The organism is Zobellia alginiliquefaciens (assembly GCF_029323795.1).
Lineage (GTDB): Bacteria > Bacteroidota > Bacteroidia > Flavobacteriales > Flavobacteriaceae > Zobellia > Zobellia alginiliquefaciens.
In genome coordinates, this window is record NZ_CP119758.1 from 617,236 (window position 1) to 643,830 (window position 26,595).

8 protein-coding genes are annotated in these 26,595 nt (G+C 41.0%); 7 read left to right on the top strand and 1 reads right to left on the bottom strand.

Features of this window, described 5'->3' with window-relative positions:
* The first annotated feature begins 171 nt into the window (after positions 1-171).
* The 6 genes from P0077_RS02605 to P0077_RS02630 all read left to right on the top strand — a co-directional run bounded on the left by P0077_RS02605 (position 172) and on the right by P0077_RS02630 (position 12,406).
* Positions 172-6,729, top strand: a complete 6,558-nt coding sequence (locus P0077_RS02605; RefSeq protein WP_276167611.1) for a T9SS type B sorting domain-containing protein — start codon at positions 172-174, stop codon at positions 6,727-6,729.
* A gap of 2 nt (positions 6,730-6,731) precedes the next feature.
* Positions 6,732-7,670, top strand: coding sequence for a PorP/SprF family type IX secretion system membrane protein (locus tag P0077_RS02610; protein WP_276167612.1), 939 nt, complete (start codon positions 6,732-6,734; stop codon positions 7,668-7,670).
* A 2-nt stretch (positions 7,671-7,672) separates the two neighbouring features.
* A complete protein-coding gene (locus tag P0077_RS02615; protein WP_276167613.1) occupies positions 7,673-9,601 on the top strand; it encodes an OmpA family protein in 1,929 nt (642 codons plus the stop codon).
* An 82-nt stretch (positions 9,602-9,683) separates the two neighbouring features.
* Positions 9,684-10,718, top strand: a complete 1,035-nt coding sequence (locus P0077_RS02620; RefSeq protein ID WP_276167614.1) for a COX15/CtaA family protein — start codon at positions 9,684-9,686, stop codon at positions 10,716-10,718.
* A gap of 27 nt (positions 10,719-10,745) precedes the next feature.
* Positions 10,746-11,240, top strand: coding sequence for an IS1096 element passenger TnpR family protein (locus tag P0077_RS02625; protein WP_276167615.1), 495 nt, complete (start codon positions 10,746-10,748; stop codon positions 11,238-11,240).
* A gap of 107 nt (positions 11,241-11,347) precedes the next feature.
* Positions 11,348-12,406, top strand: a complete 1,059-nt coding sequence (locus P0077_RS02630; RefSeq protein WP_276167616.1) for a nucleoid-associated protein — start codon at positions 11,348-11,350, stop codon at positions 12,404-12,406.
* Between the two features lie 61 nt (positions 12,407-12,467).
* Here the strand turns inward: P0077_RS02630 and P0077_RS02635 are convergent, their stop codons facing one another.
* Positions 12,468-13,553 (bottom strand): hypothetical protein, encoded by a 1,086-nt coding sequence (locus tag P0077_RS02635; RefSeq protein WP_276167617.1) that lies wholly within the window; start codon positions 13,551-13,553, stop codon positions 12,468-12,470.
* 162 nt (positions 13,554-13,715) lie between these two features.
* Between P0077_RS02635 and P0077_RS02640 the strand changes: the two genes are divergently transcribed.
* Entirely contained in the window at positions 13,716-26,522 is a 12,807-nt protein-coding gene (locus P0077_RS02640; RefSeq protein WP_276167618.1) for a T9SS type B sorting domain-containing protein, read from the top strand.
* The last annotated feature ends 73 nt before the right edge of the window (positions 26,523-26,595 follow it).

A 26,595-nucleotide genomic window follows, 5' to 3' on the forward strand; every position in this document is an offset into this window, starting at 1 on the left:
CACTATACAACATATAATTTGCAAGGTCTTCTTAGCCTGTTAAATTTACGCTACAACGTTGTAAGTCTTTAATTACAATAGTCGTGTTTTCGACTGTTTCAAAGACTTTGTGAAATATATTCCCTATTGGCGAATCGTTTTAAAAAATTTTTCGGGGCATTACTCGTATTCATGCTTGCCTATTCGGCAACTGCTCAACAAACCACCAATTGGACACAGGTTTCACCAAGTATATGGGAATCTGTTACCAATGATGGATTAGTACGTGTAGAGTGTAGGGTTGCTGATGGCGTAACTATATTAGGGGCCGAAACCATGGGTTGTACCAGTGCAGCAACATATAGTGACCCAGCGGTATTTGGCAGCCCTTCTTTAGAAATTTCTGCCAGTTCGTTGAATGACGGAAATCTTAATTTTCACTTCTTTGACGCTCTTACAGGAGACCCCGTATACATCGTAAACCCAATTTTACATGCTGATAAGGTGGGGACCATTTCCGTTGTGCCACTTTTTTCGGGAACTGCCACTGCTAATTTTAATTTCTTAAACGGAACTTGGTCAGAATTAAGCTCTAATGGTCCAATTTTTAGATCCACACCTAATCTTTTTAATCTGGACGATAATTCTATTATACTAAGCCTTGGTGGCGAGTGTATCAACGGAACTAATCTCGGCACAGCGGGCGGTAGTTTAGAAGTTAATAAGGTTACTGAATCTATTCAGATGAGTGTTGAAGTAATAGGAGGCTTACTATCTATTTTAAACGCCTCCGATGAAGTAGAATTTGTTCTTTCCGATCTCATTATTGCGGACCCTAAAATTGAAGTAACCAAAACTGCCGTTGAAAATTTTTCGACTCCGATCAACGTTGGGAACACAGTAGATTATACCATTATTGTTGAAAACACAGGAAATGTTACTCTAGACAATATCGATTTGACCGATACTTTTACTGATGTAAACTCAAACAGCCTAACCTTAACGAATGGACCAACTTTTGATAGTTCTTCTCTCGGCTCCGCTGAAGGTACTCTTCTTCCAGGAGAGACCGTCACATATTTAGCAAGCTTTACCCTAACTACACCAGTAATGGATGCTGGAGGTGTTATAAATCAAATAAACAGTATTTCTGATAGTCCGTATGGCACGGATGATGTAAACGATACATCTGACGATGGAATTGATACGGATGGGAATGTTGAAGACGACCCTACAATCAGCTATTTCCCTACTACTGAAGATGATACTGCAATTGTTTGTGAAGAGGACACCATAGACATTAATGTTCTTTCAAATGATAATTTTGGAGGAAACGCTCCTGCATCTGGAAGTATTTTCATTGTCACTTCTGCTTCATCAGGAATAGCCGTGGTCGATAATAATGGTACGCCCTCCACTCCTACAGATGACTCCATAAGCTATACGTCAGCCACCGGATACACGGGTTCTGACAGTTTTGTTTATGGAATAAGAGATAGTAAAGGGTACGAACAACATGCAACGGTGACCATTTCTGAACAAGCTTTTCCTAATGCCGGAGCAGACGGTACTTTGACCATCTGCGAGGGAACAACCGTTACCGAGGCCGAGCTATTCGCTCAAATAGGAACTCATGATGCCGGTGGAACTTGGTCACCAGCGATGGGCGGCGCGGGAACCTATACCTACACCGTTGCGGCTACCTCTCCCTGTACCGTTGACGACACTGCTGAAGTAGTTGTGACCGAACAACCGTTACCGAATGCAGGTACAGACGGTGCTTTGACCATCTGTGAAGGAACTACCGTAACAGAAGCCGAGCTATTCGCTCAAATAGGAACTCATGATTCCAGTGGAACATGGTCACCGGCAATGGGCGGTGCAGCAACCTATATATACACCGTTACGGCTACCTCACCCTGTACCCTTGACGACACTGCAGAAGTAATCGTGACCGAACAACCGTTACCGAATGCGGGTACAGATGGTGCTTTAACCATTTGTCAGGGAGAAACTGTAAACGAAACTCAACTTTTCAATCAACTTGGTGGAAGTCCAGATTCCAGTGGAACTTGGTCACCGGCAATGGGCGGTGCGGGAACCTATACTTATACCGTAACAGCAACTTCGCCTTGTACAACTGATGATACTTCGGAAGTCGTGGTGACAGAACAACCCTTACCGAACGCAGGAACCGACGGAACTTTGACCATTTGCGAGGGAACAACAGTCACAGAAGCCGAATTATTCGCTCAAATAGGAACTCATGATTCCGGTGGGACTTGGTCACCGGCAATGGGCGGTGCGGGCACATATATCTATACCGTTGCAGCCACCCCACCCTGTACAGTTGACGATACCGCTGAAGTAACCGTGACCGAACAACCCTTACCGAATGCAGGTACAGACAGTACTTTGACCATTTGCGAGGGAACGACAGTCACAGAATTCGAACTATTCGCTCAAATAGGAACTCATGATTCCGGTGGAACTTGGTCACCCGCAATGGGCGGTGCCGGAACCTATACCTACACTGTTGCGGCTACCTCTCCCTGTACAGTTGATGACACCGCTGAAGTACTTGTGACCGAACAACCTTTACCTAACGCAGGAACCGATGGTATGTTGACTATTTGTGAAGGAACCACAGTCACAGAAGCCGAATTATTCGCTCACATAGGAACTCATGATTCCGGTGGAACTTGGTCGCCGACCATGGGCGGAGCCGGAACCTACACCTACACCGTTGCAGCTACCTCTCCCTGTACAGTTGATGACACCGCTGAAGTAATCGTGACCGAACAACCGTTACCGAATGCGGGTACCGATGGTACGTTGACAATCTGTGAAGGAACGACAGTTACAGAATCCCAATTATTTGCTCAACTAGGTGCTCCCGATTCTGGTGGAACATGGTCCCCGGCAATGAGCGGTGCGGGAACCTATACTTACACCTTAACAGCAACTTCGCCTTGTACAACTGACGACACTGCAGAAGTAATCGTGACCGAACAACAGTTACCGAATGCCGGGACCGATGGTACGTTGACAATCTGTGAAGGAACTACCGTAACAGAAGCCGAATTATTCGCTCAAATAGGAACTCATGATTCCGGTGGGACTTGGTCACCGGCGATGGCAGGTGCGGGAACCTATACCTACACCGTTGCAGCTACCTCTCCCTGTACAGTTGACGACACTGCAGAAGTAACCGTGACCGAACAACCTTTACCGAATGCGGGTACAGACGGTACTTTGACCATTTGCGAGGGAACGACAGTCACAGAATCCGAACTATTCGCTCAAATAGGAACTCATGATTCCGGTGGAACTTGGTCACCGACGATGGGCGGTGCCGGAACCTATACTTATACTGTTGCGGCTACCTCACCCTGTACAATTGACGACACTTCGGAAGTAATCGTGACCGAACAACCCTTACCGAATGCGGGTACCGATGGTACGTTGACCGTTTGCGAAGGAACTACCGTAACAGAAGCCGAGCTATTCGCTCAAATAGGAACTCATGATTCCGGTGGAACTTGGTCACCGGCGATGGGCGGTGCCGGAACCTATACCTACACAGTTGAGGCTACCTCACCCTGTACAGTTGAGGCTACCTCACCCTGTACAGTTGACGATACTTCGGAAGTTGTGGTGACCGAACAACCTTTACCAAATGCAGGTGCCGATGGTGCTTTGACCATTTGCGAAGGAACAACAGTCACAGAATCCGAGCTATTCGCTCAAATAGGAGCTCATGATGCCGGCGGGACTTGGTCTCCATCAATGGGCGGTGCCGGAACCTATACCTACACTGTTGCAGCTACCTCACCCTGCACCGTTGACGACACCACTGAAGTAACCGTGACCGAACAACCCTTACCGAATGCGGGTACCGATGGTGCTTTGACAATATGTGAAGGAACAACTGTCACAGAATCCGAATTATTTGCTCAACTAGGTTCTCCAAATTCTGGCGGAACATGGTCACCGGCAATGGGCGGTGCCGGAACCTATACCTACACTGTTGCGGCTAACTCTCCCTGTACCGTTGACGACACCGCTGAAGTAATTGTGACCGAACAACCGTTACCGAATGCGGGTACGGATGGTACGTTGACAATCTGTGAAGGAACTACCGTAACAGAAGCCGAATTATTCGCTCAAATAGAAACTCATGATTCCGGTGGAACTTGGTCACCGGCAATGGGCGGTGCGGGAACCTATACTTATACCGTAACAGCAACTTCGCCTTGTACAACTGATGATACCTCCCAAGTCGTGGTATCAGAACAACCCTTACCGAATGCCGGAACCGATGGTACGTTGACAATCTGTGAAGGAACTACCATAACAGAAGCCGAGCTATTCGCTCAAATAGGAGCTCATGATGCCGGTGGGACTTGGTCACCGGCAATGAGCGGTGCGGGAACCTATACTTACACCGTAACAGCAACTTCGCCTTGTACAACTGATGATACCTCCCAAGTCGTGGTATCAGAACAACCCTTACCGAATGCCGGGACCGATGGTACGTTGACAATCTGTGAAGGAACTACCATAACAGAAGCCGAGCTATTCGCTCAAATAGGAGCTCATGATGCCGGCGGGACTTGGTCACCGGCGATGGGCGGTGCGGGAACCTATACTTATACCGTAACAGCAACTTCGCCTTGTACAACTGATGATACTTCGGAAGTTGTGGTGACCGAACAACCTTTACCAAATGCAGGTGCCGATGGTGCTTTGACCATTTGCGAAGGAACGACCGTAACAGAAGCCGAGCTATTCGCTCAAATAGGAGCTCACGATTCCGGCGGGACTTGGTCTCCAGCAATGGGCGGTGCCGGAACCTATACCTACACTGTTGCAGCTACCTCACCCTGCACCGTTGACGACACCACTGAAGTAACCGTGACCGAACAACCCTTACCGAATGCGGGTACCGATGGTGCTTTGACAATATGTGAAGGAACAACTGTCACAGAATCCGAATTATTTGCTCAACTAGGTTCTCCAAATTCTGGCGGAACATGGTCACCGGCAATGGGCGGTGCCGGAACCTATACCTACACTGTTGCGGCTAACTCTCCCTGTACCGTTGACGACACCGCTGAAGTAATTGTGACCGAACAACCGTTACCGAATGCGGGTACGGATGGTACGTTGACAATCTGTGAAGGAACTACCGTAACAGAAGCCGAATTATTCGCTCAAATAGAAACTCATGATTCCGGTGGAACTTGGTCACCGGCAATGGGCGGTGCGGGAACCTATACTTATACCGTAACAGCAACTTCGCCTTGTACAACTGACGATACCTCCCAAGTTGTGGTGACAGAACAACCCTTACCGAATGCGGGTACCGATGGTGCTTTGACAATATGTGAAGGAACAACTGTCACAGAATCCCAATTATTTGCTCAACTAGGTTCTCCAAATTCTGGCGGAACATGGTCACCGGCAATGGGCGGTGCCGGAACCTACACCTACACTGTTGCGGCTACCTCACCCTGTACCGTTGAAGACACTGCAGAAGTAGTTGTGACCGAACAACCCTTACCCAATGCGGGTACAGACGGTACTTTGACCATTTGTGAGGGCGAAACTGTAAACGAAACCCAACTTTTTAATCAACTTGGTGGAAGCCCAAATTCCGGAGGAACTTGGTCACCGGCGATGGGCGGTGCAGGCTCGTACACTTATACGGTTTCTAGTCCCGTTTGTGAAAGTGACACATCAACTGTAACCGTTACTGAAGAACATCAACCTAATGCAGGAACCGATGCTACGCTCACCATATGCCCTAATACAACAGTAACTCAAAGTCAACTTTTATCACTTTTACAAACAAACGATACACGTGGTACATGGAACCCTAATCCTGAGGATGCAAATGCCGGGGTTTATACCTATACGATTCCTGGAAACATCTGTAATGGGGAGTCAACCTCAACAGTAACGATTATCCTTTCCAATCTTGATTCTGATGGAGATATGATATTGGACTGTAATGAAATAATTGATGGAACGGACCCTTTTGACGATTGTGATTCTATTAATGGGACACCACTACCTATTAGTGATTGTGATAATGATAACCTCTCCGAAGAAGAGGAAACACTATTAGGTACAGACCCGAAGAATCCTGATACCGATGGTGATGGGGTTATAGACGGACAAGAAGTAACCGACAATACCGACCCACTGGACAGTTGCGATTTTGTCATTGAAAACCAAACCCTGGCTCCATCTAGAATATGGAATATGGAAGATTGTGATATGGATGACCTTACGAATGCCCAGGAAATAGATAGAGGTACTGATCCTATCAACCCTGACACGGATGGGGATTTAATCAATGATGGCCAAGAAGTAAATGATAACACTGACCCGCTTGACCCATGCGATTCAATTGGCGGTACACCACCTAATACTATTTCATGCGAATTATTCGTTGAATTAGATATTGTACGACCTGGAGACATTTTAAATGGTGCGTTTAAGATTATAAACATTGACCGTTTTCCTGACAATCACGTTGAAATATTTAACCGTTGGGGAATCCTAGTATGGGAGAGCTCTGTTTATGATAACCAAAATAATGCATTTGACGGATTGTCTAAAGGAAGAATCACCATAATGGAAAATCAAAAACTGCCTGCCGGTGTTTATTTCTATAAAATAAAATATGTATCCAAAGGAGAAGACAAGATGCTAGATGGATACTTATATGTGATACGCTAAACATGAAAAAAACAACTCTTACGGTTCTGTTTCTACTTGTAGCGATGCTCAATTGCTTTGGTCAGCAAGATGCACAATTCACGCAATACATGTATAATACTCTAGCAGTTAATCCCGCATATGCCGGTTCTAGGGATGTTCTTGGTGTCTCGTTATTACACAGGTCGCAATGGGTTGGTTTAGATGGTGCACCTAGCACTCAAACTTTTAATATTCAAGGTCCATATAATGACAAAGTAGGACTAGGGTTTTCTATTGTACACGATGAGATAGGGAATAATACTAACCAAAATACGAATTTTAATCTTGCCTTTTCATATAGCCTACCTACTTCTGAAAAGTATCAGCTTTCCTTTGGAGTCACCGCAGGCGGACACTTATTGAACGTTGATTTCAATAAACTGAGAAATTATAGCGCAAGTCTAGCCCCTTCAGTAGAAAATGAACTGTACAAGAAATTTTCTCCTAACATAGGAGCCGGAGTTTATTTTCATTCAAATAAATTTTACATAGGGCTATCGGTTCCGGATTTTTTAGAGACGGAACACTTTCAAGATCCAGACAACAACAACTCGATCATAGCTTCTGAACGCATGAACTTTTACCTAATTTCCGGATATGTCTTTGACTTAAATTCTTCGTTAAAATTCAAACCCGCCTATCTTGTGAAGGCAGTTGCCGGTGCGCCACTTCAAGTTGACCTTTCCGCTAACTTTCTCCTAAATGAAAAATTTACTTTAGGAGCGGCATATCGTTTAGATGCGGCAGTAAGTGCTCTCTTTGGTTTTCAAATGGGTAAACAATTTATGCTAGGTCTCGCATATGACAGAGAAACATCTTCCTTGGGCGGCACCCAATTTAATGATGGCTCTTTTGAAATATTCCTTAGGTATGAATTCATAAAGAACTCGAAAATAGACTTAACCCCAAGATTCTTCTAGATATGAGCAAAAAATCAACATATCTATTTATGCTAATCTTTGTTTCTACATGGAGTTTTGGCTGTTTTGCCCAAAGAGAAAAGAAAACGGCCGATGCCGATAACTTTGACCACTATGCTTATATGGAAGAAATAGAATCCTACTCTTCTTTACTCAAAAAAGGATATGACCAGGTCACCATTCACAAGAAATTAGGGAACGCAAATTACCATAGTGCCAATTACGATGTGGCTACATTTTGGTATGGAAAACTCTTAAAAAATACAGAAGTGGCCATATCCCCAGATTATCTATATCGCTATGCGTTAGCCCTTAAAAGCGTTAAGAGATATGATGAAAGCGATGAATGGATGAGAAAATTCCAAAGTATTAAGAACAATGACACTCGCGCAAGCCTCTTTGCAAATAACACCGGCTATTTACAGGAAATACAAATTCCAAAGGAGCAATATACTATAGAAAATTTGGCCGACCTCAATTCAAAAGAGTCAGATTTTGCTCCTTCTTATTTTCAAGGTAATCTTGTTTTCACTACTGCTAGAGACCTTGAAGTTCAGAAATACAATAAATTGTTGTACACCAACTTATATCAATCAAAAGTTTCAGAAGAAGGTAAAATAAATGAACTTTCAGCACTTTCAGAAATGCTGAATACAAAAGCTAACGAGTCTTCTACAACGTTTTCTAAAGATGGTGAAACCGTATACTTTACTAGAAACAATTTTTCAAAAAAATCATTTAAAAGAGATAAAAAAGGAATAAGTAAATTAAAAATCTATAGGGCATTTAAAAATGGTGACTCATGGTCTGAGCCAGAAGACCTTCCTTTTAACAGCACTGACTACTCCGTTGCCCACCCCTCTTTAAGTAGTGATGGCACAAAACTTTATTTTGCATCGGACATGCCCGGCGGCATGGGAGCATCGGACATCTATGTGGTAAACGTTATATCTAACGGTACTTTTGGAGACCCCATAAATTTGGGTCCTCAAGTGAATACGGAAGGAAAGGAAACCTTCCCATTTATTTCAAATTCCAATGTTTTATATTTTGCTTCAAATGGCCACCCAGGTCTTGGGGGACTTGATATATTTAAAGTCGATTTAAACAAAGAAAGCAAAGTTGAAAATTTAGGCAGCCCGATAAATAGCCCAGAAGACGACTTTTCACTGGTTCTGGATTCATCAGAGGAAAAAGGTTATTTTGCCTCCAATCGAAAAGGTGGTATTGGTAATGACGATATATTCAAGTTAAAACGAAGTGATACCGATTGCTTTACTTTTATAGAAGGGAAGGCCGTAGATAAAGATTCAGATATACTTTTGGCCAAAACCCAAATTGAAGTTTTTGACCACGAGGGACAGAAAATAGGAGAAACCATAACCGCTTCAAACGGTTCTTACACTGTACGCATACCTTGCCAAGAAAAACAGTACCAACTATCCGGTAGTAAAGATGGTTATGAAGTCGGTAGCCTTTATATGTTGACCAGCAGTGATAAAAACCGAATTAAAGATACCCGTTTAGAATTGGAACAATCAGCAAAGGTTGCGGATGTAGGTTCTGATTTGGTAAAAGTTTTAAAGCTCACCCCTATTTACTTTGACCTAAACAGTTCTTATTTACGTAAAGATGCCTATGCCGAGTTAAATAAGGTTGTGGATTATATGAGTAAAAGGCCTGATATAAAAATTGCCGTAGGTTCCCATACCGATAGCCGTGAAGGTGATGATTATAATTTATGGTTATCTAAGCGAAGAGCCATGAGAACCGTTCAATATATCACCTCAAAAGGTATTGACGCGTCACGCATTTCAGGAACGGGTTACGGTGAGACCCAATTATTGAACAAATGTGCCAATGGTATTAGGTGCCCGGAAAGAGATCACCAACTAAACAGACGTTCGGAATTCATTGTCATGGAAAAATAACCGCTGCCCTGTTCAAGAAATAGCTTAATTCCTCTTAAAATTCTTTAAGGAGCCTTATTTTTGCACAAAGGAAAATTTACCTATGCAGAAAAATTTCAGACAGGTTGCTAAAATAGCTTTGGTTCTTGTATATCTCGTTATTATTGCCGGTGCCGTGGTACGAGGAACGGGCAGTGGTATGGGATGTCCTGATTGGCCTAAATGTTTTGGACACTACATCCCCCCTACTGAAATTTCTGAACTGCAATGGAAACCGGATACCGATATTAAAAAAGGACAAATTATTATTGTTGACGAAACTCTTCAAGTAGCTAATGAAGCTTTTAAAACCAGTTCTACTTTTGATAAAACCAAATGGGCAACATACACCAAACATGATTATGCCCAATTTAATGCGGCCCACACCTGGATAGAGTACATTAACCGTTTGTTTGGGGCTTTAGCCGGTTTAGCAACCTTTGTGTTGGCAATCCTCTCCATACGTCTCTTTAAAACAAATAAAAACATTACCATTCTGTCTTGGCTCGTAGTTTTTGGCATGGGCTTTCAGGCGTGGTTGGGCGCAACTGTGGTCTATTCGGTATTAGAACCCGTTAAAATCACGGTTCATATGGTTATGGCCTTAGTCATAGTAGCCTTTTTACTTTATATTATTTACATGACCAAAGCAGCTAGTGATAAGCCAAAAACCTACAAAGATATTGTTCCGCTCTTATCATTTGTGTTGTTCATGACATTAATTCAAGTAGTCTTGGGCACACAAGTAAGACAGTTTGTAGACGAACGCATGGATGTTTTTGGAGATGCCGCTAAAAACCAATGGTTGGCCAATGCCGATTGGCAATTTTACGCACACCGTTCGTTTTCAATAGTAATTGTCCTGCTCAACATATTTCTAGCACAGCGCATTTATAAGTACAAGCTTAATTTTCCTAAAATTAATTGGGTATTATTATTCTTGCTCATAGAGGCTATGTCCGGTGTGGCAATGTACTACTTTCATTTCCCATTTGCTTCGCAGCCTATACATCTGGTATTGGCCAGCTTGCTTTTTGGGGTTCAGTTTTATTTGCTTTTAGAGGCCATAAGTGCTAAAAGAAGCTATAAATCTTTGTAACTTTGTCCTCCCTTAAAAATTGTGGTTATGATTTATAAAATACGTGTCATCTTAGATGCTAAAGAGGATATCTTTAGAGACCTTGAGATAGAAGCAAGCAATTCAATGGAAGAGTTTCATAATTCCATAGCGCAATCTTTTGGGTTTCTAGGCAATGAAATGGCTTCTTTTTACACTTGTGATGAGGAATGGAACCAAGATGAGGAAATCGCCCTTTTTGACATGAGCGATAACGGTTCGGACGTGAGATTGATGAACGAAACCTTTTTAGAGGATGTCATGACCGAAGATGAGCCTAAGCTTATCTATGTTTATGATTTTTTAAGTATGTGGACGTTCTATGTGGAGCTTGCCGATATTGTTGAACCAGAATCTGGTGTGGCATACCCAAACCTGCTGTTCAGTTTTGGAGAGCTTCCGGAAACACCACCCGAGAAAAATTTTGAGTCAAAACCTAAATTTGATTTTGACGATACCTTTGACAACTATGACGACCTTGATTTTGATGAAAACTGGAATTAAATCTATTCCCTTTCAACTTTATTGAGCACATCACCACCAATCTATTTAGCCTTCTGATTGCAGGCAATCTGTATAAAAAATCCAAGAATTAAAACAGCTCTTATACTATGATTAACCTATACCCTACCCAAATCGAAACAATTTCCCTACATCGTGTAGGGAACAAAAACAAGAGTGAAGGTATCTTCCTTTCCGAAGAGCCTTTTTCTTTGAACGATGAGACCACCGGTCTATTAAAAGAGTATTTCTTTAAGCCTTTTCGTGAAAAGGAAGAGAATTATTTTAAACTTGTAAATGATGTAGATGTTGAGTTTAATGAGCTTCACAAAATAGTTTCGGATATTTTTGCCGACCCTGAAAGCATGCACCTCAACTCAAAAAAAATAGCGCAACACCTTTTTGAGCAATCTAACCACCCACATATAAAAAGTGGTGAGGTATATGTGGCTTACCTTACTAATGTAATGCTAGATAACGTTAAGACCGAAGCCGTAGGTATATTTAAGAGTGAGCTTAAGCACGACTTTCTTCAGTTTGAAGAAAAAGGAAGCAACCTAGATATTGTAATCCAACAGGGTATAAACATCAATAAATTAGATAAAGGTTGCCTTATCTTTAATGTGAATAAAGAGGAGGGATATAAAATTCTTTCAGTAGACAGTAACCGTTACGATACAAAATATTGGTTGGAAAACTTCTTGGATGTAGAGGCACTAGCAGATGAAAATTTCTACACTAAAAACTATTTAAAGTTCTGTCAGAATTTTGCAAAAGACGTGGTTTTACCGGCAGAGGACAAGCAACAAGAGGTGCTTTTTATGAACCGTGCCGTGAATCATTTTGCTAAAAATGATGAGTTTGAAGAATCAGGTTTTTTAAACGAAGTAATGGAAAACCCTGAATTAATTCCTGAGTTCAAAAATTACAAAGTAGAAAAAGGTCCTAAATTTAGTATTGAGGATGTTTCAAATTTTGATATTGCCAACAAAGCGGTATCTGATGCTCGTAAGAAAATAAAGAACGTTATAAACCTTGATACCAACATACAAATCAAGTTAGACTTTATAAACCCAGAATCTGCAGAAAAATTCGTGGAAAAAGGCTGGGATGAAGAGCGCCAAATGTACTATTACCTAGTATACTTTAATAAAGAGGAAAAAAACTAGTAATAAGGGTTGTTGGTAGGTTGCATGTAGACTTTACAATGCATACCAACAACCCTTTTTATTACTGTATTTTTATGCGCTGTTCAAGGATTTGTTTCATACTCACATCCTCATAATTTCGGCGCACAAAATTAAGGGCTAAATCCAATACTTCGCCCATAGTTTCACATTTCCTAAACTGTTGATCCAGGGTAAGCTCATAAATTGCCTCACGCAACAATTCAATATTCTCTTGGGTTGAAATAACATCCTTTTTAACAATACCTCGCAGCCGTTTTATTCGTGCTCCGGAACTAAGGATTCGTTTGGCTACAATAGATCTTTCCTCTAGCTTATATTGGTCTACGGAATCTCGTCTTAATTTCTTTCTTACGAGCTCTACCATCTGAAAATTTTCCTTGAAAAACTGAGGTCTGTATACCTTCAATTTCCCTTCAAAACACTGTTGATCAAAATCTATGGCTCGTATACGATACACCACATGATCAAAGTCATGAACGGGTACAATTACATAGTTATAGGACCTCATATCACCTAACAAACGGATCATACAACGTTCATTGAATTTCACGAACTCTTTTGCCAATTGCGATTTCTCGGATTCGGTGCAATTGGGCAGCATATCCTTTATAAAAACATCACCCGGAATTCCCGCAATATGCTCCTCAATCAGCGTGTCTTTATACACCAAAAAGTTAAGGTTATAAGGCGAAAGCATATGCTCTAGCTCAAGCCCATAAATACGGGAAGCATCAGTCTTTTTTACATAGAAATAAGTGAAGTTATCATTCAAAATATTTCTTACTTTGATACGGAAAGGTTTGGAGTTACCGAAAGTGCAAAAATCTACCGCATCCACATTCAAATATTGATGAATATTATCGCTACCATCTGAATGAAGAATAGAGTACACTTTCTTCAGGCTATTATCAATTTCAATTCTATCAAACTCCGAATAATACACCCGTATCCATAGCGTATCTTCATCATCGGAATCATAGACAACTACAGAACCTGAAAAGCGCAACAAATCTTCATAAAAAATAGGTATTTCTATTTTACGGCTATAATGTCCTAAATACTGGTCTAACTTCTTGCTGACAGGATAGGCCGGCTTCTTTTTAGACATTAACTTTTCGTCTGACATACTTCAAATTTACTTACAAAATAAACATTTCGAACAAATAACATAATAGTCTACTATAGATTTCATACATAAAACCACATATTTTGGCACATTGGCAACATTAATTTAGAGATAAAATCAAACGTTGGTTATTTTGTTTATCGTTCCAAATTAACCAAACCAATGAAATCACTGCTTAAGCCCTACTTAAAAGGTATACTCTTTTTCTTTATTGCTTTTAATGCAATTTCTGGATTCTCGCAATTAAGTGACCTGCACTATTTACCACCCATGAAGCAGGGTCAAAATAATGCAGGAATACAAAACCAAGCTATTTACTTATCCACCCCAGAAACAACCTCATTTACGGTAAATGCGTACCGAGGTATATCTACAACTGTAGAAAGAACTTTTAGCATCAATAATCTGACCCCAGGTGTTTGGACTTTAGGTAATGGCGATAACAATATCACCTTAGTCAACAATAGTAATACAGGAGTAGTATTAACGAATAGTGGTTTACGATTTGAAGCGCCTGGTGGAGAAAAATTCTATGTCAATTATAGAGGTAAGTCTGGCTCGCAAGCTGCATCATTGACCGCAAAGGGTAGACAGGCCATGGGTACCAATTTTAAATGGGGCGGTGTTCCCAATAAAGGTACACATTCTTCAAAATCAAATACTTTGGGAATCATGGCAACAGAAGATAATACTACCATAGTATTATCTGGCTATGATCCTGGTTGTGAGTTTAGAGTTGGAAATAACAGAGCAGGTATTACTGCAAACTCCCATACAATAACATTAGATGCTAATGAATCTTTTGTATATGAAACCTATATAGGTAACACGCATACTCAGGCCCATGAAGATGGTTGGATCGGAGCATCAATAACCTCTACAAAGGACATTGTAATCAGTAACGGTTCTATAAACTTTGGTAGTCAAGATGGGCAAAGCCATAGGGATGCCGGAATAGATCAACCCGTGCCTATTAATAAATTAGGAAAAGATTACGTATTTATTAGAGGTAACGGTAATACCAATGGGCTTACAGAATTTCCTTTGGTAATTGCAACGGCAGACAACACGCAAGTATTCGTAAATGGTAATGCAACTGCAGTCGCAACTATAAACAATGGCGAATACTTTAAAATACCTAGTTCTTATTACTCTTCCAATACGGTAGGCGCCAATATGTTCGTGCAAACATCAAAAGATGTATATGCCTATCAATCAATGGCTGGATCTAGTAACCTTTATACACAAGGATTAAATTTTGTTGCTCCTGTAAACTGTTTGTTACCGGATAAAATGGATAACATTCCAAATATTCGAAATATTGCAGGAAGTACGGTGACTGGAGGATTAACGATTATTGCATCAGTAAATACATCGGACGCAAATGTTAAAGTATTTGAAAATGGTACAGAAGTATCAAAGCCTGCTTCTAGCGCAGTTGCCGGCTCAGCAGATTGGAAAACATTCTATATTCCCAATTTAGATGGAGATATTAGTGTAACATCAACCGGGCCAATGGCTATCGGTTTTTTCGGGTTTAATGGTGCTCAGGGTGTTGCCGGTTATTTTTCCGGTTTTGATACCGTACCCGAAGTTAGGTTGGAAATTAATGGAGGAACTGTTGGAGAATGTTTTTCAGGTTCCAGTATTTTCGAAGCTTCTGACGATAACTTTGACGCCTATCAATGGTATTTTGATGGGGAACTGATTCCAGGGGCAAATTCATTTGATTATGCCGCAACTATTGCAGGTGATTATTTTGTAAGAGGTACCAAAGGACCATGTACGTATGACTCTCAATCTATTCAAATTTTTTATTGTGAACCCGATGTTCTAATAGAAAAAACCGTAGATAAACCTGAAATTAAAGAAGGAGAAAATGCCACCTTTACCATACGGGCAGAAAACCTATATTTTAGAGATATTACTAATTTACGGATTACCGACAATATTCCCGAGGGGTTAACTTTAGTTAATGCTTCTACTATAACAGGAAGTTGGAACGGGTCTGTTTGGAATATTGGAACATTAGAACCTGGCGAAGTTGCCTTTTTAACCTTAGAAGTAACTGCAGATGAAATAGACATCTTGCCTTTACTCAACCTCGTAAATACAGCCACCAATTCCCAAGATCAAACGGATGCCAATACGACAAGGGATGAGCCCTCTGCCCGAATAATAGTACATAACGATTTTGATAATGACGGGGTTGTAGATAGCGTTGATTTAGATGATGATAATGATGGTATTTATGACGCTGTTGAACAAATGTGTATCATATCTAATGATGTAAACTTTACTTCACCATCAAGCACCGCACAAGGTGGTACTGCGGTAACAGAAATTTTCTCCAATTTCTCTGGTTTTTGGAAAAGTTCTACAACTTCAAGAAATCCAGTATTGCCAAACTTATCACATGAATTATTGGCATTCACCACCGGTGGAACCACGTTTACCACTGGGGTTGCAGACGATAACCTTTATGACGCTAACGGGAATGGTTTATCAGACGGCATAGACTCCAATAATGATGGAATTGCGGACATTTCGGCAACAGAATCTAGCTGGATGGCCTTGACACCTTCTAACAATATTTATGGCGAAGCAACCTTTGAAGCCAATTTAAATGATGGAAATAATAATAATGCGTTAGGCTTAACGATTATCAACGATCCTACCACAGACCCATTAAATCCTTTGTTGACCCACGGGCAAAACGGATTGGACCTTGGTTCCGGTATTGTTAACATCGGCGACACATGGACTTATGAAATAGACCCTATTGTAGCGACTAACGTGGGTGATGGTATACCAGATATATTATTAACTCAAGTTGCAGACCCCAATGGTGTTGGTCATGTTGTAAGTCTTTATGATGCTACAGGTGCTCCTCTAGGAAATGCTGTACGTGTGCAAGCCTATAGTGGCGGGGCACTGGCCAGTGTGGTTGGTTCGTACAGATTAGATATCTATCACGCAAACGGAAGTATTTTCTATAATAACACCACAAGAGATTACCGATTAGCAACAGTAGAATTGTCAGAATTTGGTATACCCACAGCTAATTTGGCAGACGTGGCATACCTACGACTACAATTAAGTTCTAATGCAGATGTTGCCTTTTTATCCTACAATACAGCTTCCTTTTCCGGATTTTGTGCGAATTTAGATACCGATATGGACGGGTATCCGGATCATTTGGACCTAGATAGTGACGATGATGGCTGTAGTGATGCCAACGAATTTTATAAAGATGATACTGCTGACGGTGGTGATGGCGGTGAATATGGAACGGGAGTTCCAGTGGTTGACCCTAACGACGGTACCGTAAATGCCGCTTCTTACAACCAAGTTTACGCACCGGTCATAGTTTTAGGCAATACTTCTGAATTATTGAGCGGTACGGATATTAACGGGCAAGATGTAAGTCTAGGAGACACCTTTAACTACGTGATACGCTTTCAAAATACAGGAGATGATGATGCTACCAATTTCACTATTGAAAATGTACTTCCTAATAATGTTACATTAGATAATATAGATATTGGAGATGCTCCAGGAGTTACAAATACGTATGACGTAAATACACAAACTATAAATTTTAGCATTCCTGATAATTTGGTTCAGGTTGGCGATCCTGAATATAAAATAAAGATTAAAGTTTCCATTTCCGGGGACTGTTCGGAATTTGTTGCTGCTTGTGCTGCTCAATTGGAGAATCATGCTCTTGCAACCTATTCAGGTACATTGAACACCAATACTTTTTCCGATGCAGATGGTAGCAACCCTGCCGGGGCTTGTACCACCACTCTAGAGGTGGCAACAAATAATGTCTCGGACGCATTTACAAATTGTAATGCAGCACGTACTGTACAACTTTGTGGTGCAGATGCTACTCTTACCGCTGGTTCAGGTTTTGACACCTATACTTGGGCGATAGACAATAATAACAACGGATCAATAGATTCTGGTGACACTATTTTAGATGATGGTACTTCTAGCACTTTAGTAGTTACTACCATTGGAAATTATATAGTTGAAAAAACAGCTACCAACGGCTGCTCAAACCATACGGAACGTATTACCGTAGAACGTTTTGGAGAAACCCAAACCAACCCGATTATAGAATATTTCAATCAGGTGAATGGTGACAGTAATCCTGACAACAACATCCAAGGAGAAATTGTTGAATGTACTATAGATGGTAATTCTATGCCACATATCTTTCTTTGTGGTACAACGGACAGCGCATTCATACAATTAGGTATTACCGATGCCCAAAGTATTACATGGGAAAAACTTAATGAAGGTAGTTGTGATGCTGTTGCAGATGATTGCGCCAACACTAACGGAACCTGTACTTGGTCAGAAGAAGCGGTTCAGGACAACTTTACCATCAATGAAGGTGGTAAGTTTAGAGTTGTTATCGCTTATACAAATGGATGTTTTAGTAGGTTCTATTTTAATGCCTACCAAAATACACTTGATATTCCCACGCCTAATTCCTCTGATATTATCTGTAATACGGATGGTTCTATACGTGTTGTTGATTTAGGAAGTGGATACGGATACCAATTATTTGATGTAGAGAACAATTCTATTTCCGTTCCGTTCAGTGCGGGTCAAGGTCCGATATTTGATATTGCCACAAGTGGAACATATAAGGTTCAGGTTACACAACTAGACCCATCAACCGGCGCTCCAATAGAGAACAGTTGTGTATTCGAAACAGAAGAAATTGGTATCTCAGAAAGAGTTTTTGATGTTACCCCAAGTACTACGCCTGTTGATTGCAACAATTTAGGAACCATTAGCGTACAAGCATTGAACGTTTCTCCAGAATACAGTTATGAACTGTTTTTGGATGATGGTAGTGGAAATGCAGGATCTTTGGTTGCCAATAATTTAGTTTCTTCGGATAACACACATACGTTCACCGGTCTTGCTGCGGACGACTATGTAATTGTAACTACGACTACGGATGGTTGTAGAGACGAGCGTACCATCACGGTAGGCGAAATCCCGAAATTAGAATTGACTGCGACGACACAAAATGATATTACCTGTAGCCCCGGGGTTATCAACTTAACTCCATCGGGAGGAACTACTGGCTATGCGTATGCTATTTACAGTAAAGATGGCGTAGCTCCATACGCTGATGAAACGACTATTCCTGATTCAGATTTCACTCCTAACGCTACATTTTTATTTGGTTACGAAGGCTCCCCTTCTACTTACGTCCCTAATCAGGATGGCGATTACATTTTTGTGATTAAAGATGATAACGGTTGTTATGGACTATCAAACGTAGTTACAATAGAGGATTTAGGTACAGTGAGCATCACGGCTTCTAATTCGGATATTACCTGTGCAGATTCATCAACATCCGTATTAACAATCAACGCTACGGGCGGTATTGCTCCATATCAATACAGTCTTGATGGTGGTTCAACTTATCAAACCGAAAACTTTTTCAACAATATATCGGCAGGGAATTATACGATTACCGTACTTGACTCTAGCGGTGCTAGCGGAACCGGTTGTGAAGAATCTATAGAATATGAAGTTGTTCAGCCTTTTAGACTTACGGCTTCTGCAGCAATAATTGAAGACGCTTCCTGCGACACTTCTGGTGCTACAACTCCTACCGCTTTGGTTAAAATCTTGAATACGGCCGGAGGACAAGCTCCTTATGAATATAGCTTTGATGGAGGTAGTACTTTTAGTGCCATTGACGAAAACCGTTTGGCTGCAGGAACTCACCAATTAGCCGTAAGAGATGCTCTGGGTTGTGAAACGGACTTAGAAATAACCGTACCTAGTACCATTGCAGACCCTAGTTTTGACAATGCTATTACTTACGATTGTAACGGAGACGGAATTATTACCATTACTCCATCTAACACAACAGATTTTACATATACCTATAAACTGAACGGAACGGACAATTCACCTGTAGATAACAACATTTTTAACAATGTAATTGCAGGCACACAAACTGTTACCGTTGGGTATACAAGTACTGTAGCTGCTGACCAAAGTACCTTATTGCTTGAAAATTTTGGGACGGGAGTTACCACTCAAATTGCAGAAGTAGGTCCTGGCTATTGTTATGAGCCACAAGACGGCACGGATACCGATTGTAATTTAGGTCCTGCAGGAATTTTGGTAAATGCCGAATACGCAGTTACCGATAGAGTTACCAATCCTAACACCACATGGCGAAGTCCTAATGACCATACTGGTCTTACCGATGGTAGATTTATGGCCATAGGTGTAAGTACCTCTGCCGGAAACAATAACGTTCTATGGTCTAGAACAGGAGTGGATGTACTTGCGAATCAAGATATAACTATTTCTTTCTATGCTTATAACCTACAAATTGATGGTACTCCTGGTCGTGACCCGGAAGTCCTTGTGGAGCTAGTGGATGGTTCTGGTACAGTTATAAGTAGTCAGGCCACTACAGCTATCCCTCAGAATAACAATGCGGATGATTGGCACTTAAGAGAGGTTACTTTTAACCCTGGAACAAATACAGTTGCCGGAATTCTATTACGTACCAACTTAGATAGTGACGATGGAAACTTCTTGGTCTTAGATGACATTCAAGCAACCCAAACGCCTGAGGTTTGTGAAAAAACACAGGACATTACGGTTTCTGTTGAAACCGGAAAAGCTTTTGAAGTACATATTTTAGGAAGTACAAATCCTACCTGTAACGGAAGTAACAATGGTAGCATCCGTTTTGAAGTAAGCAATTTTGACCCTGCTTTCGGATATGAATATTCATTAGATGGAGGTGCAACTTGGGTAGCTGAAACTACTTCTCCAATTACCACACCACCTAATTTAGGAGATGGAACTTATGAAGTAATGGTGAGAAAAGCAGATGATAACTCATGTACCGCAACCTCAACTTCTACAGTAACTTTGACATCACCAAATGCGCTAACAGCAAGTTTAACACAAGATGCAGAATTCACCTGTTTCAATACAGGGGCAACATTAGAAGCAACCGCTTCCGAAGGTACTCCCGGTTATGAATATCAATTGGAGTTGACGGACGGTTCTATCATAAGAACTTTTAGTACCTCATCTCAATTTTTGAATGTTCCTGCTGGCGATTATTTAGTACGAGTAAATGACCAGAACAACTGTGAGGTTTTATCCTCTTCACCGGTAACGGTTACTGCGCCAACTCCTGTAGCTTTTGATTTAACGGCAACACAGTGTTATGATGGTTCCAGCAACGGTACGGTAACTGCAACGGTTACTAACGGAAATGGCAATTATACGTTTAGAATAAATGGAGGAGCATGGCAAACCCCTACTCCAATTACTGATCTGGCTTATACCTTCAACAACCTGTCTGAAGGAACCTATGATGTAGAGGTAACAGACCAATATGGCTGTGCTTCAGGAACACAGTCAATTACTATTGCACCTACGGTTTCTCTTAGCGTGGTCGTTACAAATGTAAGTACATGTGCAGACGGTACCTTAACGGCTAATGCTTCAGGAGGAGATGGAAATTTTGAATATGCCTTTATCCCATCGGGAAATACGGTTACAGATGCTGATTTTTCCAGCTCCAACACGACTACCATTGCTTTGGCCAATATTGGTGCTTATGATATTTACGCTAGAGATAAAGCCAATGGAACAGGCGCTTGTGAAGCTATGGTTTCGGAAACTGTTGCCGCGAACCCGGTTCTAGCAATAACAGCTGTACCAACAGACCCTGAATGTCATGATGGAACAGGAAGTATTGAAGTAAACATCACTGATGGGCTTTCACCTTTTGATTACCGCTTGGTGGATACAACCAATGGAACACCTGATCAGGTAGACACCAATGTTGTTGGCAATACCAAAACATATTATAATCTTGCACCAGGCACCTATAATGTAATTATTACCGATGACGCAGGTTGCTCGGAAAACGAAACCGTAGTTATAAATCAACCGGACGAACTAACCGCTGATATTGTTTTGGCGTATGCCAGTGACTGTTCAGGTGCTGCTTCTGATTTTGGTTTTGATTTTACCAATGTTACAACCGGACTTGCCGGAACAATCGAATACAGTGCAGATGGAGGAGCTACTTGGCAATCATCAACCATATTTAGAGGGTATACTTCCGGTGATGAAGTCTTCCCATCGCTTCGCACAGTAGATGGTAGTAGTAATTTAATTTGTCAAACAGACCTTCCTAGAGAAATTATACCTTATCCTTTAGATGATTTAGATATAACCACCTCTTCCGTAGTTGAAAACTGTGATGAATTAAAAGTAGAAGTACAAGGGGGCGAGGGAATACCTGGTTACGAATATTCGTTCTCTAACGACCCTGCCAATTTTGACGCTTCAACGGCTACATGGTATACTGGTGGAAGTACTCATCTTGACGGTAGTGCCGTACCAGCAGGTCATGGTAGTTATGAGTTTACAAACTTAATTCCTGGCAGAACGTATGTTTTCTATGTAAGAGACAACAACACTCCTACCAGTTGTATAAGACAAAGTACCGTAAACGTAAATGAAATTGCAGGTGGCCTACCCATGGATATCACTGCAGATATCACTCCATCTTGTAACACCTCTAATAATGGAGCTATAACTTATACCATTGTAGATGAAGATGGTTTTACAGAACCAAATATGGAATGGTTTTTATATAATGTTAACGGAACGCTTATTAGAGATAGTGCCGGAACAATTTCATATAGCAACACTATTACAATTACAGCCCTAGCACCAGACGAGTATTACATTGAAGTAAGACAAATAGATAGTGGTGGTACAGAACAATGTATCAGCGCAAGTGAGAATGAAATTTTAGATGAACTTGATGTCATTACAGGAACACCACAATCTATTCAAGATATCTCTTGTGAAAACCCGGGATTAATAGAAATAGACAATATTCAAGGTGGTGGAGGTTCTTACGTATATACTATAACCGGGCCTAGTCCATTTACCCCGATTACGGCAACAGGAGACAATCCAATAGAAATTGCTGCAAACTCTCCTGCAGGTACATATACCGTTTCTGTAGAAGACCAATACGGTTGCTCTTATAATCTCTCCGATGTTACAATGAGCTTTACGGCAGCGCCAGTTATTGTTGATGTTACGGCAGAAAATTGTAATACCAATGCAACGGTAACGGTTAATGCAACCGGTACAGGTACAATTCTATATTCTTTAGACGGAGGAAGTAGCTATCAAAATAATGGAGGTGTATACAACACAGTATCCGCCGGAAACTATGATGTTTTCGTTAAGGATGCTTCTGGTTGTACCGCTACCTTAAATATTGACGTTCACCCTACCCTACAGGCTACAGCAGGTTTAGACAAACAGTTAGGTTGTGGTGCTGGTAATGAAGCTGAAATAGCCATTGAAGCCATTGCTGGTTCAGGAAATTATGAGTTTGAAATTCTAGACAGTTCGGCAGGAATCAAGGTTTCGCGTCAGGCATTAACAACAAGTCCGTTTAATGCAATAATTGATGCGGCCGATACGTACACTGTAAATGTCTACGATATGGGTACGTCAACACCACAATGTAGCAGAAGTTTCATTGTTGAAGTTCCTACTGCCATACAACCAGAATTTACGTCTAACCCTACGGATGTAAGTTGTTCAGGTGCAAATGACGGTAGCATAGAATTGGCTCAAACCAACAATGGCAATAACCCATTAACCTATACCTTAAGTCCAATGCCTGCCGGTGCATCTTGGGATGCAACTACGCAATCGTTCATAGATTTGCCAGGTGATACGTATACTGTCACAGGTCTTGGTCCAAATGGTTGTTCAACGGTCATTAACAATATTGTAGTGGGTGAAAATGCACTCATCACTTTCGCTGTTCCAACTGTAGAACAATTTGGTTGTACTACTGACAATGACACTAATAACGCGACTATTACCATTGACCAAAGTACGATTAGTAATGGAAGCGGAACTTACAACCGTTTTGAATTCATAGATAACGCTACATCAAATGTGCTTCAAAATAGCAGCAGCTTAGTTTATGAATATACAGATGTTGCCGGTGGCGATGTTATTGTACGTGTTTATGATGATGAAGGATGTTCTGCAGAACAGACGGTCACCGTAAATCCTTATGATGCTTTAGTTGATGCTACGGTTGTAGTAACCCGAGAAATTGATTGTGTCAATAGTGGCGAAGATTTAAGAATTGATGTGAATAGCACTTTTACGAATTCTACTACTGATCTTGGCAATTATGAATTTAGAATCTTGCCTTCAGCAACCTATCAAGCATCAAATGAGTTTTTGAACAGACAAGTAGGCTCTTATACTATAGGCATTAGAAATATTACTACGGGTTGTGAAATTACACGAACCCACACCATAGAAGACCCTAACACTTTTAATGTAGAGGTAGACAAATTATCTGATGTGGTTTGCCATGGTACGGATGGAAGCATACAGTTGACCTTTTCGGATTTAACCTATACCGGTGATTTTGACTGGGAAGTATTTAATGACGATGGAACGGCAACCAGCAGAACCGATGACGAAGGTATTTTCAGTGGTACAGGAACAACTCCTGCTATACCGGTTGCAGCAGGTAAGTATATAGTTAGAGTTGCACAAGTTGGTTTCCCAGAATGTACTCAAGAACGTGCCTTTACCATAACTACACCTAGTGCGCCTATTACTTTAGCCACTATAGAAACTAAAGATGTGGGTTGTTCCAATGATATGGGTAGCGCCAATATTACACCTAATGGTGGTGAAGCGCCTTACAACATCATCTTAACCCATAACCCTTCAGGTACAACATACCCAGTTACTGACGTAAATAGTCACTTGTTCAGAGGGTTAAGCGATGGCCAATATACGGTTGAAGTAACAGATAATTTAGGTTGTACCGTACCATTTACCAATGCATTTGTATTGTCTCCGCCAGAACCAATAGTTGCCAACATTCAATCTATTAAAGAATTGGTTTGTGAAGGTGATGCCGATGCAGAGATAACCGCGGAATTCACACCAAGATCTATTAGCAATCCTACGCCAAGTTATAGATATATTCTTAACACTTATGATAGCGATGCTCCTGGTGCAGATCTATTGCAGACCACAAGCTCACAGAGCTCAGCAACCTTTACCAATTTAAGGTCCGGTTTCTATAGTATTACTATTTTGGACGATTTGAATTGTTCAGATGAAACCGATATTGTGGAAATTGTTGAGCCTACTGAAGTAGAAGGTCAATTGGTAACAGCAAGAAGATTAAGTTGTTTATCCGATGCTGAACTATTACTAACAGCCTCAGGTGGTACCGGACCTTATTCTTGGAACACTACGGGAGTTGCTCCATTCAATAGCATGAACGAGACTAGTGGACCGAACACCCATCTATTCACCGGTGTAACGGCAGGCACGTATCAATATTACGTTCAGGATAGCTTCGGTTGTATTTCCGTTCTATCCAATGAAGTTACGATCAATGCAATTGTTCCGCTAGAGGTTATACCGGAAAATCTTAATCCAGAAATCAGCTGTAATGGTGATAATTCCGGTGTTATTAATGCGGAAGCCCAAGGTGGGTTAGGCAATTACCAGTATGCTTTGTTCTCTGATGCCGCATTCACCAATGAAATTCGTCCGAACCAAGCAACCGGTCTATTTACCGATTTGCTGGCTGGAACGTATTTTATACGGGTACAGAGTGATGATTGTGAAGTGTCCGAAGAAATAACTATTACCGAACCAGACGCTCTTGAAATAGACAATGCCAACACAGCATTCAATAATGTTACTTGTAACGGAGCGGATGACGGCAGCATTGTAGTGAGCATGATCGGTGGATCAGGCACATATCAATATGCTATTTCACCTAATTTGGACCGGTTTAGCGATGATAATACATTTGAAGATTTAGCTCCGGGTGATTATACAATTATTGCTCAGGACTCCAATGGGTGTTTTGAAGTGATAGATGCCACTATCTCTGAACCAGAATTGTTGGAAGTATCCGCTATAACTACACCTGAAATATGTGTTGGTGAAGAAAACGGTTCCATTGAATTAACTATCACCGGTGGTACCGCTCCGTACAGTACTCGCCTATTGGACGAAAGTAATTTTGTTCTAGATAGAACTAGTTTTACAAATATGGCTGCCGGGTTATACATCATCTATATTGAAGATGCCCAAGGCTGTGAAGAAACTATTACGGTAACTATAGAACAAGGGGTTAACCTTGGGGCGTTTGTAGAGCCTGTCTATGGTTGTAACGGAAACACACCTAATAATTATGTAAATATTGTACTAGAGGATTTGAGTATCGAAAATGATGTTTTATTCGGACTTGATACTACTGACCCGGCTGAAATGCAACTGAACCCATTTTTCCGAGACATGGCACCGGGTACTCATTACATTGCTATTTCACATGCAAATGGCTGCGTAGCAACCTACGATTTTGAAATTGAATCTTTTGACCCATTAGGTTTAACGGTGTCAGAAACCAATATCAATCAAATAACTGCGGTTGCTTCTGGAGGAAGAGAAAATTATACTTTCTATTTTGGCGATACCAATAACGGTTCCGACAATGTTTTCTATATCACTAAAACGGATACCTATGTAGTAACTGTTGTAGATGAAAACGGTTGCGAAACTACAGAAAGTATTTTCATGGAGTTTATAGACATTGAAATCCCTAATTTCTTTACCCCTAACGGAGATGGTGCCAATGACCTTTGGAAACCAAAGAACATAGAGATTTACCCAGATATCTTTATCAGTATCTATGACAGGTATGGCCGTACAGTGTATCGCTTTAAAGATAATGAAGACGGATGGAGCGGTATCTACCAAGAAAGCAACTTACCTTCCGGTGACTACTGGTATATTATTAAATTGAACGGAGAAGCGGATACAAGGGAATTTGTAGGGCATTTTACTCTGTATCGATAAACAAACAATTTAAAGAAATTAAAAAGGTAGTATATTAATAATGCTACCTTTTTTATTTGAACAAACTTGTAAC